Below are 16155 nucleotides of genomic sequence, written 5' to 3' on the forward strand. Positions count from 1 at the left end.
CCTCGACGCCACCACGCTCGCCGGCGCGGCGCGGGATCCACGCGAGCCGCGCGCCCGTCGCCTCGGCGAGGCGCAGGGCCGCCGCGTACGCGCCGGGCGAGCCCGCGAGACGCTCGCCGACGAGGATCACGGCGCCCGGCTGTGCCAGGGCGCTCGCGTCGACGCCGCGCGTCAGGTCGCCGCTCAGGCTGTCCAGCCACTCGGCCTCGGTGCCGGGGGCCGCGGGCAGCAGCGTCCCGTCGAGGCGGATCAGGCCGCGGGTCGCGTACGGCGCGACGGAGAAGACCTGCGTGCCCTTCCGCGCGGCCTTGCGCAGCCGCAGGTAGGTGACGCCCGCCTCCTCCTCGGCCTCGAGGCCGACGAGCAGCACGGCGGGCGCCTTCTCCAGGTCGCCGAACGTGACGCCGACGCCGGTGCCCGCCACGGCGTGGGCCAGGAACGCGGCCTCCTCCGCGGAGTGCACGCGCACGCGCTGGTCGACGTCGTTGGTGCCGAGCACGGCGCGCGCGAAGCGGGACCACGCGAACGCGTCCTCGACCGTGAGCCGGCCGCCGGGCAGCACGCCGACCCCGCCGGCCTGCCGGGCCGCGGTGAGGCCCGCCGCGGCGACCTCGAGCGCCTCGACCCAGGAGGCGGGCCGCAGCTCGCCGCGCGTGCCGTCGGCCGCGCGGTCGCGGACCAGGGGCGTGGTGAGCCGGTCGGGTGCGGTCTGCCAGGTGAACGCGAACCGGTCCTTGTCGGTGATCCACTCCTCGTTGACCACCGGGTCCTCGCCCGACAGCCGGCGCAGCACCTGGCCGCGGCGGTGGTCGATGCGGATCGCGGACCCGCACGCGTCGTGCTCCGCGATGCTCTCGGTGCTCACCAGGTCGAACGGCCGGGACCGGAACCGGTACCCCGCACCCGTCAGCGCGCCGACCGGGCAGATCTGCACCGTGTTGCCCGAGTAGTAGGACGAGAACGGGCGCCCGGAGCTGTCCGTCGCGGCCTCGCCGACGGGGCGGTCCACCGGGCCGGTGCTCGACTCGGCGCCGGCGAAGCCGAGCACGTCCTCGTCGAACCGGCCGATCTGCTGGTGGGCGCCGCGGTCCTGCAGCGCGATGAACGAGTCGCCCGCGATCTCCTCGCTGAACCGGGTGCAGCGCTGGCACAGCACGCAGCGCTCCCGGTCGAGCAGGATCTGCGTGGACAGCGCGATCGGCTTCGGGAAGGTCCGCTTGACGTCGACGAACCGCGAGTCGGTGCGCCCGTTCGACATCGCCTGGTTCTGCAGCGGGCACTCGCCGCCCTTGTCGCACACGGGGCAGTCGAGCGGGTGGTTCATGAGCAGCAGCTCCATGACCCCCTGCTGCGCCTTGTCGGCGACGGCGGAGGTGTGCTGCGTCTTGACCACCATGCCCGGCGCCACCGTCATGGTGCAGGAGGCCTGCGGCTTCGGCATGGGCCGCACGTTGCCCTCGCGGTCCGGCATCGCGACCTCGACGAGGCACTGCCTGCAGGCGCCGGCGGGCGCGAGCAGCGGGTGGTCGCAGAAGCGCGGGATCTGGATGCCCGCCTGCTCGGCCGCGCGGATGATCAGCGTGCCCTTCGGCACGCTCACCTCCGTCCCGTCGATGGTGAAGGTGACCAGCTCGACCGGTGCGGCCTCGGTGCTGGTGTCGTTGGACGTGACGGTCATCGGTGACCTCCCGCCCCGGCGCCAGCGAGGGCTCCGGGGGTCCGTGTCTTGGGGGTGTACGGGAAGAGGGCCGACGCGCTCGGGTCGAACGGGCAGCCGTGCCCGTCGATGTGCGCCTGGTACTCGTCCCGGAAGAGCTGCACGCTGGACGTGATCGGCGAGGTGGCACCGTCGCCGAGGGCGCAGAACGCCTTGCCCAGGATGTTGTCGCACAGGTCGAGCAGCAGCTCGAGGTCGCCGTCGGCGCCCTCGCCCGCCTCGATCCGGTGCAGCACCTGCTTGAGCCAGTAGGTGCCCTCGCGGCACGGCGTGCACTTGCCGCACGACTCGTGCGCGTAGAAGTCGGTCCACCGGGACACGGCGCGCACCACGCAGACGGTCTCGTCGAAGATCTGCAGCGCGCGCGTGCCGAGCATCGACCCGGCCGCGCCGACGGACTCGTAGTCGAGCGGGGTGTCGAGGTGGTCGGCCGTGAAGATCGGCGTCGACGACCCGCCCGGCGTCCAGAACTTCAGCTCGTGCCCGGCGCGGACGCCGCCGGCCAGGTCGAGCAGCTCGCGCAGCGTGATGCCGAGCGGCGCCTCGTACTGGCCGGGGCGCGTCACGTGGCCCGACAGCGAGAACAGGCCGTGGCCCTGCGACTTCTCGGTGCCCATCGAGGCGAACCAGTCGGCCCCGTTCGCGACGATGGCGGGCACCGAGGCGATGGACTCGACGTTGTTCACCACGGTGGGCCGCGCGTACAAGCCCGCGACGGCAGGGAACGGCGGCTTGAGCCGCGGCTGGCCGCGCAGGCCCTCCAGCGAGTCGAGCAGCGCGGTCTCCTCGCCGCAGATGTAGGCGCCGGCGCCCGCGTGCACGGTGATGTCGAGGTCGAAACCGGAGCCCTGGATGTTCTTGCCCAGGTACCCGGCGCGGTACGCCTCCTCGACGGCGTTGAGCAGCCGCCGGTAGACGTGCAGCACCTCGCCGCGTACGTAGATGAACGCGTGGTCGCAGCCGATGGCGTAGCTCGTGATGGCGACACCCTCGATGAGGTGCTGCGGGCTCGCGAGCATGAGCGGGATGTCCTTGCAGGTGCCCGGCTCGGACTCGTCGGCGTTGACGACCAGGTACCGCGGGCCGCCGTCGGGCGGGGGCAGGAAGCCCCACTTCATGCCGGTCGGGAAGCCTGCGCCGCCGCGGCCGCGCAGGCCGGAGTCCTTGACGGCCTGGACGATCTCGCCGGGCTCCATCCGCAGCGCCTTCTTCAGGCCCGCGTAGCCGCCCGCGCGCTCGTAGGTGGCCAGGCGCCAGGAGCGGTCCTTGTCCCAGGTGTCGGTGAGTACCGGTGTGAGAGTCACTTCGCGTCCTCTCCGGACTTCTTGTCCTTGCCGACCGAGGTGTCGGGCGCCGTCGTGGGCGTGCGCTCGGCCGACGAGCCGGGCGTGCCGACGGGCGGGCTGGTCTGGCCGGTGGCGCCGTCGGCGGCGTCGGCGGCCGGGGCCTCCGGCGCGGTCCAGCCGCGCTCGCGCGCGACCGAGAGCCCGGCGAGCGTCGGGGCGCCTGCGCCGACGCCCTCGTCCGCGCGGCCGTCGGGGAACCCGGCGAGCACACGGCTCATCTGCTTGAAGGAGCACACCGACGCGGCGCCGCGGGTCGGGACGACGTCCTCGCCGAGGATGAGCTTGTCCGCGAGGGCCGTGGCCGACTCGGGCGTCTGGTTGTCGAAGAACTCCCAGTTGACCATCACGACGGGCGCGTAGTCGCAGGCGGCGTTGCACTCGACGCGCTCGAGCGTGATGGCGCCGTCGGGCGTGGTCTCGTCGTGGCCGACGCCGAGGTGGTCGCTGAGCTCGTCGAAGATCGCGTCGCCGCCCATGACCGCGCACAGGGTGTTGGTGCACACCCCGACGGTGTAGGTGCCGTTGGGACGGCGCTTGTACTGGGTGTAGAACGTCGCGACGGCGGAGACCTCCGCCGCCGTGATGCCGAGCATCTCCGCGCAGAACAGGATGCCGTCCCTGCTCACGTAGCCGTCGACGGACTGCACGAGGTGGAGCATGGGCAGCAGACCGGACCGGGGGTCCGGGTAGCGGGCCATGATCTGCGTGGCGTCGGCGGTCAGGCTCGCCAGGGTCTCGGCGTCGTAGCGGGTCTTCGTCGTGGGCGTCTCCACGGGCTCTGCCGTCATCGGTCCACACCTCCCAGCACGGGGTCCAGGGACGCGACGGCGACGACGACGTCGGCCACCTGGCCGCCCTCGCACATCACCGACGTGGCCTGGAGGTTGTTGAACGAGGGGTCGCGGAAGTGCGCGCGGTAGGGGCGGGTGCCGCCGTCGGAGACGACGTGCACGCCGAGCTCGCCGCGCGGGTGCTCCACGGTCTGCCAGGCCTGGCCGACGGGGACGCGGAAGCCCTCGGTGACCAGCTTGAAGTGGTGGATCAGGGCCTCCATGGAGGTGCCCATGATCTTCTTGATGTGCTCGAGCGAGTTGCCCTGCCCGTCGGCGCCCACGGCGAGCTGGGCGGGCCAGGCGATCTTCCTGTCGGCGACCATGACGGGCTCGCCCTCGGTGCGGTCGAGCCGGTCGAGGGCCTGCTCGACGATCTTGAGGGACTGGTAGCACTCCTCGATGCGGAGCACGACGCGGTCGTAGCAGTCGGCGCCCTGCGCGGTGGGGACGTCGAAGTCGTAGGTCTCGTAGCCGCAGTACGGGTTGTCCTTGCGGACGTCGTACGGCAGACCCGTGGAGCGCAGCACCGGGCCGGTGACGCCGAGGGCCATGCAGCCGGCGAGGTTGAGCACCCCGACGTCGGTGAGGCGTGCCTTGAAGATCGGGTTGGCGAGCATGAGGTCGGTGAGCTGCTTGAGGTAGCCGCGCACGTTCTTCAGCGCCGCCCGGGCCTGCGTGGTGAAGCCCTCGGGGGTGTCCACCGCGACGCCGCCGGGCCGGATGTACGCGTGGTTCATGCGCAGACCGGTGACGGCCTCGAAGAGGCGCAGGATCTCCTCGCGGGCGGTGAACCCGACGGTCATGACGGTCGTGGCGCCCATCTCGTTGCCGCCGGTGCCGAGGCAGACCAGGTGGGACGAGATGCGGTTGAGCTCCATCATCAGCACGCGGATCACCGAGGCACGCTCGGGGATGTCGTCCGTGATGCCGAGCAGCTTCTCCACGGCGAGGCAGTAGGCGGCCTCCTGGAACAGGGGCGCCACGTAGTCCATGCGGGTGCAGAACGTGGTGCCCTGCGTCCACGTCCGGAACTCCATGTTCTTCTCGATGCCCGTGTGCAGGTAGCCGATGCCCGCGCGCGCCTCGGTGACGGTCTCGCCGTCGATCTCCAGCATGAGGCGCAGCACGCCGTGCGTGGACGGGTGCTGCGGACCCATGTTGACGACGATCCGCTCCTCGCCGATCGCCTCGCGTGCGATGTCGTCCCAGTCGCCGTCGCCGTACGCCTCGAAGGCGCGCACCGTGGACGACATGTCCTCGTTGCCCGCCGGCCGGGTGGCGTGGGGGGCGTGCGACCGGTGGTCTGCGGGAGCGCTCATGAGTAGCTCCTCCTCGTGTCCGGCGGGGGCACCGTGGCCCCCTTGTACTCGACGGGGATGCCGCCGAGCGGGTAGTCCTTGCGCTGCGGGTGGCCCACCCAGTCGTCCGGCATCTCGATGCGGGTCAGGGCGGGGTGGCCGTCGAACACGATCCCGAAGAAGTCGTACGTCTCGCGCTCGTGCCAGTCGTTGGACGGGTACACGGACGTGGTCGACGGGATGTGCGGGTCGTCGTCCGGTGCCGCGACCTCGAGACGCAGGCGGCGCGAGTGCGTCACCGACGTCAGGTGGTACACCGCGTGCAGCTCGCGGCCGGCGTCGTGCGGGTAGTGCACGCCGCTGACGCCGAGCGAGAGCTCGAACCGCAGGTCCTGGTCGTCACGCAGCGCCTGGCAGACGGGCACGAGGTGCTCGCGCGCCACGTACAGCGTGAGCTCGGCCTGCGGCGCCTCGGCGCTCTCGGCGCCGTGCAGGTCGACGACGACCTTCTCGATCGCGTCGTCGAACCCGGGCCCGCCCGAGGCGGTGCCCTCCTCGAGCACCTCGGCGAGGATGTCGACCACCTGGTCGAACCAGCCGCCGTACGGGCGCTGCGACGGCCCCGGCATCGCGACGGGCGTGACGAGCCCGCCGTAGCCGGACGTGTCGCCGGACCCCGTGGCACCGAACATGCCCCGCTTCACCTCGACGACCTCGAGCCGCGTGGCCTCCTCGGGCCGCTCGACGACCGCGTGCTGGTCGCCGCCCGGCGTCACGTCGCTCATCGCAGCAGACCCTTCATCTCGAACGTCGGCGTCGCCTCCAGGGCGGCCGCCTCCGCGGCGCGCGCCGCCTCGAGGCGGTTCACGCCGAGCGGCGAGCTCTGGATGTGGTCGTGCAGGCCGAGGATCGCGTTGATCAGCATCTCCGGGCGCGGCGGGCAGCCGGGCAGGTAGATGTCGACGGGCACGACGTGGTCGACGCCCTGCACGATCGCGTAGTTGTTGAACATGCCGCCCGACGACGCGCACACGCCCATCGACAGCACCCACTTGGGCTCGCTCATCTGGTCGTAGACCTGCCGCACGACCGGCGCCATCTTCTGGCTCACGCGGCCCGCCACGATCATCAGGTCGGCCTGCCGCGGCGACGCGCGGAAGACCTCCATGCCGAACCGCGACAGGTCGAACCGCGACGCGCCCGCCGCCATCATCTCGATGGCGCAGCACGCCAGGCCGAACGTCACCGGCCACAGCGAGGCCTTGCGCAGGTACCCCGCCAGGTCCTCGATCGTCGTCAGCAGGAACCCTGACGGCGCTTCCTCGACACCCATGTCCCCTCCTAGTTGCCGGGCACCGCCCGGCGTCGCTGCACGACGCCGCGGGGCGCCGTGCGTGAAGTCTTCGTCGCCGCCGTCAGACCCAGTCGAAGCCGCCGCGCCGCCACTCGTACACGAACGGCACGGTGATGAGGGCGAGGAACGCCAGCATCGCCACCAGGCCGAACGTCGCGAGCGTCGTGAAGTCGACAGCCCACGGGTAGAGGAAGACGACCTCGATGTCGAAGACGATGAAGGTCATCGCCACCAGGTAGTACTTGATCGGCAGCCGCCCGCCCCCGACGGCGTGCGGCGTCGGCTCGATGCCGCACTCGTACGAGTCGAGCTTGGCGCGGTTGTACCGCTTCGGGCCGATGATCGCGCTCGCGGCGACGCCGCCCAGCGCGAGGACTGCCCCGATCGCCATGAGGATCAGGATCGGAACGTAGGGGTTCATGCTGTGCCCTTCATGAATGTGCCCTTGTGCCCTTCGGATGTCGTGGAGCTCATGCGCGCGGGACCACCCTCGTCAGCCCCGCGATCACGCGGTCGACCCAGTCGCCCCCGCGCGGCTCGTAGCAGTCGGACAGGAGCTTGAGCGTGAACTGCATGACGACGCGGCACGGCAGCCCGTGCCGCACGCACAGGCGCATGATCTCGGGGTGCTCGATGAGCCGCACGAACCAGCGGCCCAGCGTGTAGTAGCCGCCCAGGTCGGCCCGCATCCGGTCGGCGTACGTGGCCAGCGTGGCCTCGCGGGCCGCGTCCGTGGCCTGGTGGCGCGCCTGGCTGATCGCCTCGGCCGCGACCCGCCCGGCCTGCAGGCCGTAGGCGATACCCTCGCCGTTGAACGGGCTGACCATGCCCGCGGCGTCACCCGCCAGCAGCACGCCGTCCGCGTACAGCGGGCCACGGTTGAAGCCCATCGGCAGCGCCGCACCGCGGATCGGGCCGCGCTCGGGGTCGTGCACGAGGTCCCAGCCCTCCGGCGCGCTCTTGGCCAGCCACGTCTCCATCAGGCGGCGGTAGTCGATGCCCGCGGCCGACTGGCGCGCCGGCGTCGACGCCACGCTGCCCAGGCCCACGTTCACGGTGCCGTCGCCGAGCGGGAAGATCCAGCCGTAGCCCGGCAGCAGGTTGCTCCGGCCCGGCTCGCCGTCCCACAGCTCCAGGTGCGACTCCATGAACGGGTCGTCGTGGCGCGGCGTGCGGTAGTAGGCGCGCACGGCGGTGCCCATCGGGCGGTCGTCCCGGCGCTCGCGGCCGACGGCGAGCGCGAGGCGCGAGCTCACGCCGTCGGCGGCCACCACGACCGGGGCACGCAGCTCCTTGGCCGGCCCCTCGGCGCGGCCGCGGGCGTCGAGCGGCTGGACGGTCACACCGGCCACGCGGCCGGCGTCGTCCCGCACGGGGCCCGTGACCTTGGTGCGCTCGAGCAGCTTGGCGCCGCTCGCCTGCGCGTGCTGGGCCAGCGTGTGGTCGAGCGTCATGCGGGCGCGGGCCATGCCGAAGCCGGGGTAGGTCGTGAGGGTGGGCCAGTCGAGCTCGTAGGAACGGCCGCCGCCGTGCACCCGCAGGCCACGGTTGCGGATCCAGCCGTCCTCCTCGCGGGTCGGCACGCCCATGCGGACCAGCTCGGCCACGGCGCGCGGCGTCAGGCCGTCGCCGCAGATCTTGTCGCGGGGGAACTCGCCCTTCTCCAGGAGCAGCACGTCGAGGCCCGCGGCCGCGCACCAGTGCGCGGTGGACGAGCCGGCCGGCCCGGCGCCCACCACGATGACATCCGCGTCGTCGCGTCGCTCTCTTCGCACGTTCACCCCCGTTGGGAACCCGCTGTCGTGGTCGTTGCTGACCTCGTTGCGCGGGGCTCTGAAGGGCCGTGATGACAAGCCCTTGTGAACCCTGTCACAACACCGACACCCTAGCCACACTTAGGGGGGATTGTGTAGGAAGGTTCCCCTTACTTGGCAGAGGGCGGAACGGGGTGCCGCGGGGGGGCGGCGGACGCGTGACGTCAGGACGGCGCGTCGGTGGGGCGCACGGCCCGGTGCAGCGCCACGATCCCCGCCGAGACGTTGCGGTAGGCGACGTGCTCCCACCCGGCCTCGAGCATGAGCCGCGCGAGCTCGACCTGGGTGTGCCAGCCTCGGATCGACTCCGCGAGGTAGTCGTAGGAGCCCTTGTCCCGGGTCACGAGGGTGGCCATGACCGGCAGCGCGCGCATCAGGTACTCCTGGTAGACCGTGCGGAACGGCGCCCACGTGGGCGTCGAGAACTCGCAGATGACGATGCGCCCGCCCGGCCGGACCACGCGCAGCATCTCCCGCAGGGCCGCGGAGGTGTCCACGACGTTGCGCAGGCCGAAGCTGATCGTCACGGCGTCGAACGAGGCGTCGGCGAACGGCAGGCGCGTCGCGTCGCCCGCGACGAACGGCAGGTCGGGCCGCCGTCGCTTGCCGACCTGGAGCATGCCGATCGAGAAGTCGGACGGCACGACGAACGCGCCGTCGGCCGCGAACGGCTCGCTGCTGGTGCCCGTGCCCGCCGCGAGGTCGAGCACGCGCTCGCCCGGCATGGCCGCGACGGCCTCGACCGTGAGCCGGCGCCAGCGCCGGTCCTGGCCCAGGGAGATCAGGTCGTTGGTCAGGTCGTAGCGGGCGGCGATCCCGTCGAACATCGACGCGACCTCGGCCGGCTTCTTCTCCAGGCTTGCGCGGGACATGCGGTCATCGTCCCACGTCGTGCACCGGCCCGTGCGCGCGGCGGCGGCGCCGTGCCGTCGGTGCTGTGACGTCGGCTACGGGCGGGTCGAGGGGCCGTCCGCGGTGCTTATCCTGAGGCCGATGACCGCTTCACCCGCCCCGGGCTCCCCCGGCGCCCCCGCAGCCACCGCCACGTACGATGACGTGTGGGTCACCGAGGCGCCGCCACCGTCCGACGACGCACCGCCCGGCGCACCCGACGGGCCGCGGCTCGTCGTCCGCACCACCGCGGTCGACGACCTGCCGGCCGACGCGAGTGCCCTCATCGACCGCCTGCCCGACAGCGCGGCCCTGGCGTGGGTGCGGCACGGCGACGGCCTGGTGGGCTGGGGCGAGGCCCTCCGGTTCGAGACCTTCGGCCCCGGCCGGTTCGCCGACGCGGACGACAAGTGGCGCCAGGTGCTCGCGCTGGCGGAGGTGCAGGACGAGGTCGGCCTGCCCGGCAGCGGGCTGGTCGCCTTCGGCAGCTTCGCGTTCGACGACGTCTCGCCCGGCGACGAGGAGGAGGACCCGGCCCGGGCCAGCGGCGTGCTCGTCGTGCCGCGCGTCGTGCTCGGGCGCCGGGGCGACCGCGCCTGGCTCACCACGGTCGCGCTCGTGGGCGACCGGTCGGCCCCGGTCGGCGACGAGCTGCTCTCGGCGTACCCGGTGCAGCCGGTCACCGGCCCCGGCCGCGTTGCCCTCACCGACGGCGCGGTGGGTGCGGACGACTGGCCCGCCGTCGTCGCGGAGGGCATCGCCCGGATCCAGGCGGGCGAGCTCGAGAAGGTGGTGCTCGCGCGCGACGTCGTCGCGACGACGGAGCACCCCGTCGACACCCGGCACCTGCTGGGCCGCCTCGCGTCGGCCTACGAGGCGTGCTGGACGTTCAGCGTGGACGGCATGGTCGGTGCCACGCCGGAGCTGCTCGTGCGCAGCGAGAAGGGCCTGGTGGCCTCGCGCGTGCTGGCCGGCACGATCCGCCGCGACCACGGCGGGACGACCCCCGACACGCAGGGCGACGACGCCGACCTCCTGCGCGCGGCCCAGCTCGCGCGGTCCTCCAAGGACCTCGAGGAGCACGAGTTCGCCGTGCGGTCCGTCGCGGCGGCGCTCGAGCCCTACTGCTCGTCGATGAACGTGCCGGAGGTGCCGTTCGTGCTGCACCTGCCGAACGTCATGCACCTGGCGACGGACGTCACGGGCGTGCTCGCGGGCCAGGACGCCGGGGCGGCCGCGCGGCCGTCGTCGCTCTCGCTCGCGGCCGCTCTGCACCCGAGCGCCGCCGTGTGCGGCACCCCGACCACCGCGGCGCGCGACCTGATCCGCGAGATCGAGGGCCTGGACCGCGCCCGGTACGCCGGGCCGGTGGGCTGGGTCGGCGCCGACGGCGACGGCGAGTGGGGCATCGCGCTGCGCTCGGCCGAGATCTCGCCGAAGAACCGCCGGACGATCCGCCTGTTCGCCGGGTGCGGCATCGTCTCGGCCTCCGACCCGGCCGCGGAGCTGGCGGAGTCGGAGGCCAAGCTGGAACCGATGCGCTACGCCCTCCGCACGAGGTAGACACCTGGCGAGGTAGTCACTTGGCGAAGTAGTCACTTGGCGGAGTGAGCGTGTCTACCTCGCCAGGTGTCTACCTCGCCCAGTGACTACCTCGGGGGGTTCGGGGGGCCGGTCAGGGGGTGCCGGCGGTGGGGCCCTTGCCGATCGGGTCGGTCGGGTCGCCCCAGACCTGCTCGCGGAAGGTGTCCCACACCTGCGTCTGCGACGTCGCGCCGAGGAAGCCCATCCGGGCGTCCGTCGCCGTGAGCAGCAGCTCGATGAGCGAGGCGCCCTCGAGGACCTTGGTCGCGACCTCCAGGAGGTCCTGGCCGTCCGGCAGGTTCGCGTGGATCGACGACACGTACATGTGCGCGTCGCCCTCGAGGGAGACGGAGCTCGCGCGCGTGTCCGTGCCCGCCACCGTGCCGTGGTCGTACGCGTAGGACTTGAGCCAGAACCCGTCGACGACGACCTTGTCCGCGGAGATCTTGATCGCGTCCCTGCGGCCACCGCCGTCGCCCTTGACCGGGACGTTGGCCAGCCCGATGCCGTTGATGCCGGTCAGCGGGATCGTCAGGTCGCGGCTCTCCAGGTCTGCGGGCAGCGAGAAGACGTTGCCGTCCTCCCTCGTCCCGCACTGGCCCGGCAGCTGGACGTTGAGGTCGAACTTCCCGCCGAAGGTCACCTTGACGCACGTGCCGAGCTCGGTCTGCAGCGCCTCCTCGAGCACCTTCTGCGGGTCGATCTCACCGCACGGGTCCGACGGCGCGACGTCCGCCTCCTCCGGGGGCACCTCGCCCTCCTGGGTCGGCTCCTTGCACTCGGGCTCCTCGGCGTCCTCGCCGTCCTGGCCGGCACCCGCACCCGGGTCCGCTGCCTCGTCACCGCCGGCCGCGCCGTCCCCGGCACCGGCGTCACCGCCCGCGCCGTCCCCGGCGCCGTCCTCGGCACCGTCGCCCGGGTCCGCCGTACCCTCGCCCGGGTCCTCGCCGGCGCCGGGATCGGTCGCGCCCTCCGACGGCGACGCCGACGGCTCCGGCTCGCCCGAGTCGTCGCAGATCCGGAAGACGGTGCACCAGAAGGAGTCGTCGGAGGACGTCGTGGCCTGCTGGGAGCTGTCGGCCGAGGCGGGCATCGAGGCCGACGCCGGCAGGCTCGCGCCGCCCAGCGCCATCGCGCCCGCGACCACCACCGCGGCGGACTTCTGCGACAGCGCGCGCAGCGCGCCGCTGAGCGAGTCCTTGGCGGATCCGCCGCCCTCGGCCGCGGGCCCGGGCGCACCGGCCGCTGCACGCGGCCCGTCGCCCTCGGCGGCAGCCTCGTCCTCGGCAGGGGCCTCGCCCTGCGCGGCGGCCTCGCCCTCCGCGGAGGCGTCGCCCGTCGCGTCCTCACCGGCCGGCGTGCCGGGGGCGGCCTCGCCGGACGTGTCGTCCGCCGTCGACTCCCCTGCGGTCTCCGCCACGGCGGGCGGGGGCGCCCACGACACGACGACGACGCCGCCGACGACGCCGAGCAGGAACCCGACGACCCAGCCGCCGAGGTTCACGCCCGCGATCGAGTACACGGAGATCGCCAGCGCGATGACGCCGTAGAAGACCCGGTGCACCGGCTGCGCGATCGACAGGATGCCGAGCAGCGTCAGCGCCAGCGGCAGGATCGTCGCCTGTGCCCCCTCGACACCGAACTGCAGCACGATGTTCATGCCGAGCTGGTCGAGCTTGATCGGGCCGGACAGGAGCATCTCCAGGCCAGCGAGCGCTACCAGCACACCCCCGACGAACGGCCGCTGCCTGCGCCAGGGGCGGAAGTCCCTGCGCCAGTCGGCGAACCGTGCACGCAGCCCGGGGCGGCCGGCAGACGCCTGGCCGTCACCCGGACTCAGAAGCACTCGGTGCCGTCCGTGATCTTGAGGCTGAGGTCCGTCAGCTGGAAGACGGCGGCCTGCGTGCTCCAGGACACCTGCTCCAGGTTCGAGATGTCGACCGAGTCGGAGTCCATCGCGAAGTCGCCGGCGTCGCCCTTCTTGGCCGTGTTCACGGTCGAGGCGTCCACGCCGATGCGGATGTTCTTGAAGATCGCGGTACCCGACAGGTCGTTCATGCCGATCTGGAGGTCGGTGGCCTTGGCGGGCTCCTTGCCCGTGCCCGCGGAGATCAGCAGGCCGACCTTGCCCAGCGGCGTGTCCTGCACGACCGACTGGCACAGGTTGTAGAGCTTGGCGTCCTTGATGTTCGCGATCGCGGCCGGGTGCTGCGTGCCGTCCGACGACGTGGCGACGCCCGCGTACTGGGAGAAGCCGGTGCCCTCGAGCTGGTCCGCGCCGATCTTGAACTGGCTGCCCGAGATGGCGAACGAGACGGGCACGGCGCCCTGTGCGACCCCGCCGAGGAGGAAGCCGGCGGCGATGGTGACCGGGATGACGGCGAGAGCCACGCGACCCTTGCGCGACCCCGTGATCTTGCTGAGCTTCATTGGTGTTCCCCTCGATGCCAATGTGAGCGACCGCGTCGTCGCCCCGGGCGACGTTAGCGTGATTACTGAGTTACCGTCAATTGTGGCTGCGACGGCGGCGCAAAGCCTGCCCGATATGCTCGACACATGGCAACAGCCCGACGTACGCGCCTGCGCCCCGAGGAACGCCGCAACCAGCTCGTGGCCCTCGGGGTCGCCACGCTCGCGGACCGCCCGCTGGCCGAGGTGACCGTCGAGGAGATCGCCGCCGAAGCCGGTGTCTCGACAGGTCTCGTCTACTACTACTTCGGCTCGAAGAACGGCCTGCACCACGAGATCGTGCGTCGTGCCAGGGACTCGATGCTCCACGCGTCCGAGCCCCAGCCCGAGCTCCCGCCGGCCGAGCGCCTCGCGAGCACGCTCACCCGCCTCGTCGCCTACGTCCGCGAGCACGGCCCCACGTTCTACTCCCTCGTCCGCGGCGCCGCCAGCGGCGACGAGGAGGTGCGCGCCGTCATCGAGGACGCGCGCAGGGAGCAGACCGAGCGGGCGCTGGCCGTGCTGCTCGAGCTCGGCGTGCCGGACACCGAGCTGCTGCGCATCGCCGTGCGGTCCTGGGTCGCGCTCGCCGAGCAGGCCCTCGTCGACGGCGGCATCAACTCCGACCTCGCCGCCGAGGAGCTCGTCGGGTACCTCGAGCGCAGCCTGGCCGGCGTCGTCTCCGCCGTCGTGCCAGGGGCCGCCGAGGCGCTCGCCGCCGCGCCGTCGCTGTCCTGACCTGCGCCCGACCCGTTCTCCGGCCGCAGGTCAGAGCGGCTTGACCATGAGCAGGCACGGGTCGCCCGCCCACAGGTCGGGGAACTCCTCGACGGGGTGGAAGCCGCACGCGCTGTAGAAGGCGCGGGTCTGGTCGAAGCCCGGGTCGCCCGACGACGGGCCGAGCGTCTTGACGCTCAGGACGCGGACGCCCTGGGCGCGCAGGTCGTCCTCGACCCGGCGCAGGAGGGACCGGCCGATGCCCGTGCGGTGGTGCTTGCGCCGGACGGCGAGCAGGTGCACCTCGGCCGACGTCGGGAAGCGCTGGTCGAGCAGGAGCACGCCGAGCACCTCGGCGACCGGGACGACGGTGCCGTCCGCTCCGGGCCCCGCGGGGTCGGCGCCGGGTGCACCGTCGGGCACGGCGACCGCCACGTAGTTGGGGAACCGGGCGGCCGCCTCGACGTACTCGGTCGTGAACCGGTCGATGCCGAACCACTCGGGGAGCTCCTCGAGGATCTCGTGCGCCGCATCCGACCGGCCGAGGGTCCTGACCACGGTGAACGTCCCTGACACGGCGCCCAACCTAGCCCCGTGGCACAGACTTCACCCCCCGGCGCGTGAATACCACCGGAGGGCGGATCCTGGTATGGGACCCGCCCTCCGGCGGCAGGCGCGTCGCGGGCCGCGGGGCCCGGTCGGCCCAGGCCTCAGCGCTGCTCGAAGAACTCCTGCAGCCAGTCCGGGATGTTGTTCGGGCTGCTCTGGTCGGAGCCACCCTGCGAGCCCTGCCCCGAGCCCTGGCCCGAGTCCTGACCCTGCGGGGTGCTCGAGTCCTCGCGGACCGCGAGGTTCACGGTGACCTCCTGCGTCCGTCCGTCGCGGACCACGGTGAGCACCGCCTCGTCCCCCGCCGCCTTCTCCCGCACGAACGCGGTGAGCGACGCGGAGCCGTTGACGGGCTCGCCGTCGATCGCGACGATCACGTCGCCGCGCTGGATGTCGGACTCGCCGGCCGGCGAGTCCGGCACGACCTCCTGGACACCGGCGCCGCGGCGCGTCACGCCGTCGGCGGTCGCCTCGGCGTCCGCCAGCGTGACCCCGAGGAACGCGTGCTCGGCCGAGCCGTCCTCCCGGAGCTGGTCACCGATCTGCGAGGCCAGGTTGGACGGGATCGCGAAGCCCAGGCCGATCGAGCCCGAGCTGTTCGACGAGCCGGACAGCGTGGCGATCGACGACGTGATGCCGATGACCTCGCCCGACGCGTTGAACAGCGGGCCGCCCGAGTTGCCGGGGTTGACCGCGGCGTCGATCTGGATCGCGTTGGTCACGACCTGGTCCGAGCCGTCCTCCGCGCTCGCGGTGACCGGGCGGTCCAGGGCCGAGACGATGCCCGTCGTGGCGGTGTTGGCCAGGCCGAGCGGGTTGCCGAGCGCCAGGACCGGCTCGCCCACCGCGACGTCGTCGGAGTCGGCGAACGTCGCGGGCGAGAGGTCCGACGGCGGGTCCTGGAGCTGGACGACGGCGAGGTCCGTGGTCGGGTCGGTGCCGACGATGTCCGCGTCGTAGACCCGGCCGTCGCTGAGGGTGACCTGCACCGTCTGTGCGCCGGACACGACGTGGTTGTTGGTCAGCACGTGGCCCTCGGAGTCGAGCACGACGCCGGAGCCCTCCGCGCCGCCCCGCTGGCCCGCGACCTGGATCGCGACGACGGACTCCTGGACCGCCGCGGTGACCTCGGTCCAGTTCGGGTTCTCGACGCTCGAGCTGTTGACGGGCACGCTGCGGTTGTTCGACTGGCCGACGTCGGCGAGCGACGCGGCGCCGGAACCGTCGTCGGAGACCGCGATCACCCCGGCCGTGCCGAGGCTCGCGAGCAGTGCCGCGGCGGCCGCCGCGCTGACGACCGGGACCCAGGTCCGGTTGCGCGGGGACCTCGGCGCGGCGTCGGTGGTCGTGGCGGGCACGGCGTAGGGGTTGGTGTAGCCCGAGCCCCCGCCGGGGGCGGACGCCGTGCCGACGGGGATCGAGGCGGGAGCCGGGCTCCGGTGCTGCTCGGCGGGGTGGTGCTCGGCGGGGTGGTGCTCGGCGGGGTGCTGCTGGGCGGGGTGCTGCTGGGCTGCCGGGGCCTGCGCCGCCGGGGCGTGCGGCGC

Annotated in this window: 15 protein-coding genes; 2 read left to right on the plus strand and 13 right to left on the minus strand. The window is 72.9% G+C overall.

Annotated elements, in window-relative coordinates; translation table 11 throughout:
* From HLB15_RS17000 to HLB15_RS17040, 9 genes are all read right to left on the minus strand, one after another.
* Window positions 1-1678: NADH-quinone oxidoreductase subunit G (locus tag HLB15_RS17000; RefSeq protein ID WP_171106942.1), on the minus strand; the 1678-nt coding region annotated here is incomplete at its 3' end.
* Window positions 1675-3021 carry an NADH-quinone oxidoreductase subunit NuoF gene (nuoF, locus tag HLB15_RS17005; RefSeq protein WP_171106943.1) on the minus strand — a complete coding sequence of 449 codons (1347 nt, stop codon included), beginning with the start codon at window positions 3019-3021 and terminating at the stop codon, window positions 1675-1677. The genes nuoF and HLB15_RS17000, both read right to left, overlap by 4 nt.
* Window positions 3018-3851, minus strand: coding sequence for an NADH-quinone oxidoreductase subunit NuoE (nuoE, locus tag HLB15_RS17010; protein WP_171106944.1), 834 nt, complete (start codon window positions 3849-3851; stop codon window positions 3018-3020). Before nuoE ends, nuoF begins: the two co-directional genes overlap by 4 nt.
* Window positions 3848-5149: an NADH-quinone oxidoreductase subunit D gene (locus HLB15_RS17015; RefSeq protein ID WP_171106955.1), complete on the minus strand. Its 1302-nt coding sequence runs from the start codon at window positions 5147-5149 to the stop codon at window positions 3848-3850. Before HLB15_RS17015 ends, nuoE begins: the two co-directional genes overlap by 4 nt.
* 62 nt (window positions 5150-5211) lie before the next feature.
* A complete protein-coding gene (locus tag HLB15_RS17020; RefSeq protein WP_171106945.1) occupies window positions 5212-5979 on the minus strand; it encodes an NADH-quinone oxidoreductase subunit C in 768 nt (255 codons plus the stop codon).
* Window positions 5976-6527, minus strand: coding sequence for a NuoB/complex I 20 kDa subunit family protein (locus HLB15_RS17025; RefSeq protein ID WP_171106946.1), 552 nt, complete (start codon window positions 6525-6527; stop codon window positions 5976-5978). The genes HLB15_RS17020 and HLB15_RS17025 overlap by 4 nt, the downstream gene beginning before the upstream one ends.
* Before the next feature lie 82 nt (window positions 6528-6609).
* A complete protein-coding gene (locus HLB15_RS17030) occupies window positions 6610-6969 on the minus strand; it encodes an NADH-quinone oxidoreductase subunit A (protein WP_020016036.1) in 360 nt (119 codons plus the stop codon).
* 49 nt (window positions 6970-7018) lie between these two features.
* Window positions 7019-8323, minus strand: coding sequence for a geranylgeranyl reductase family protein (locus tag HLB15_RS17035; RefSeq protein WP_171106947.1), 1305 nt, complete (start codon window positions 8321-8323; stop codon window positions 7019-7021).
* Window positions 8324-8526: 203 nt separating this feature from the next.
* Window positions 8527-9234 carry a demethylmenaquinone methyltransferase gene (locus HLB15_RS17040; RefSeq protein WP_171106948.1) on the minus strand — a complete coding sequence of 236 codons (708 nt, stop codon included), beginning with the start codon at window positions 9232-9234 and terminating at the stop codon, window positions 8527-8529.
* 121 nt (window positions 9235-9355) lie between these two features.
* On the opposite strand from HLB15_RS17040, the gene HLB15_RS17045 reads away from it, so the two are divergent.
* Window positions 9356-10816, plus strand: coding sequence for an isochorismate synthase (locus tag HLB15_RS17045; protein WP_171106949.1), 1461 nt, complete (start codon window positions 9356-9358; stop codon window positions 10814-10816).
* A 112-nt stretch (window positions 10817-10928) separates the two neighbouring features.
* Here the strand turns inward: HLB15_RS17045 and HLB15_RS17050 are convergent, their stop codons facing one another.
* A complete protein-coding gene (locus HLB15_RS17050) occupies window positions 10929-12683 on the minus strand; it encodes a DUF6114 domain-containing protein (protein ID WP_171106950.1) in 1755 nt (584 codons plus the stop codon).
* Window positions 12674-13267, minus strand: a complete 594-nt coding sequence (locus tag HLB15_RS17055; protein WP_171106951.1) for a DUF6230 family protein — start codon at window positions 13265-13267, stop codon at window positions 12674-12676. Before HLB15_RS17055 ends, HLB15_RS17050 begins: the two co-directional genes overlap by 10 nt.
* A gap of 126 nt (window positions 13268-13393) precedes the next feature.
* Here HLB15_RS17055 and HLB15_RS17060 point away from each other — a divergent pair, with 126 nt between their 5' ends.
* Entirely contained in the window at window positions 13394-14023 is a 630-nt protein-coding gene (locus tag HLB15_RS17060; RefSeq protein ID WP_171106952.1) for a TetR/AcrR family transcriptional regulator, read from the plus strand.
* Between the two features lie 30 nt (window positions 14024-14053).
* On the opposite strand, the gene HLB15_RS17065 is transcribed toward HLB15_RS17060, so the two are convergent.
* Both HLB15_RS17065 and HLB15_RS17070 read right to left on the minus strand, forming a co-directional pair.
* The gene (locus HLB15_RS17065; RefSeq protein WP_171106953.1) at window positions 14054-14578 is read right to left on the minus strand and encodes a GNAT family N-acetyltransferase; all 525 of its coding nucleotides are present in this window, start codon (window positions 14576-14578) and stop codon (window positions 14054-14056) included.
* Between the two features lie 134 nt (window positions 14579-14712).
* A partial coding sequence (locus HLB15_RS17070; RefSeq protein ID WP_171106954.1) for a S1C family serine protease occupies window positions 14713-16155 on the minus strand: 1443 nt, incomplete at its 5' end.

Origin of the sequence: Promicromonospora citrea (assembly GCF_013004695.1) — a bacterium.
Taxonomy (GTDB): domain Bacteria; phylum Actinomycetota; class Actinomycetes; order Actinomycetales; family Cellulomonadaceae; genus Promicromonospora; species Promicromonospora citrea.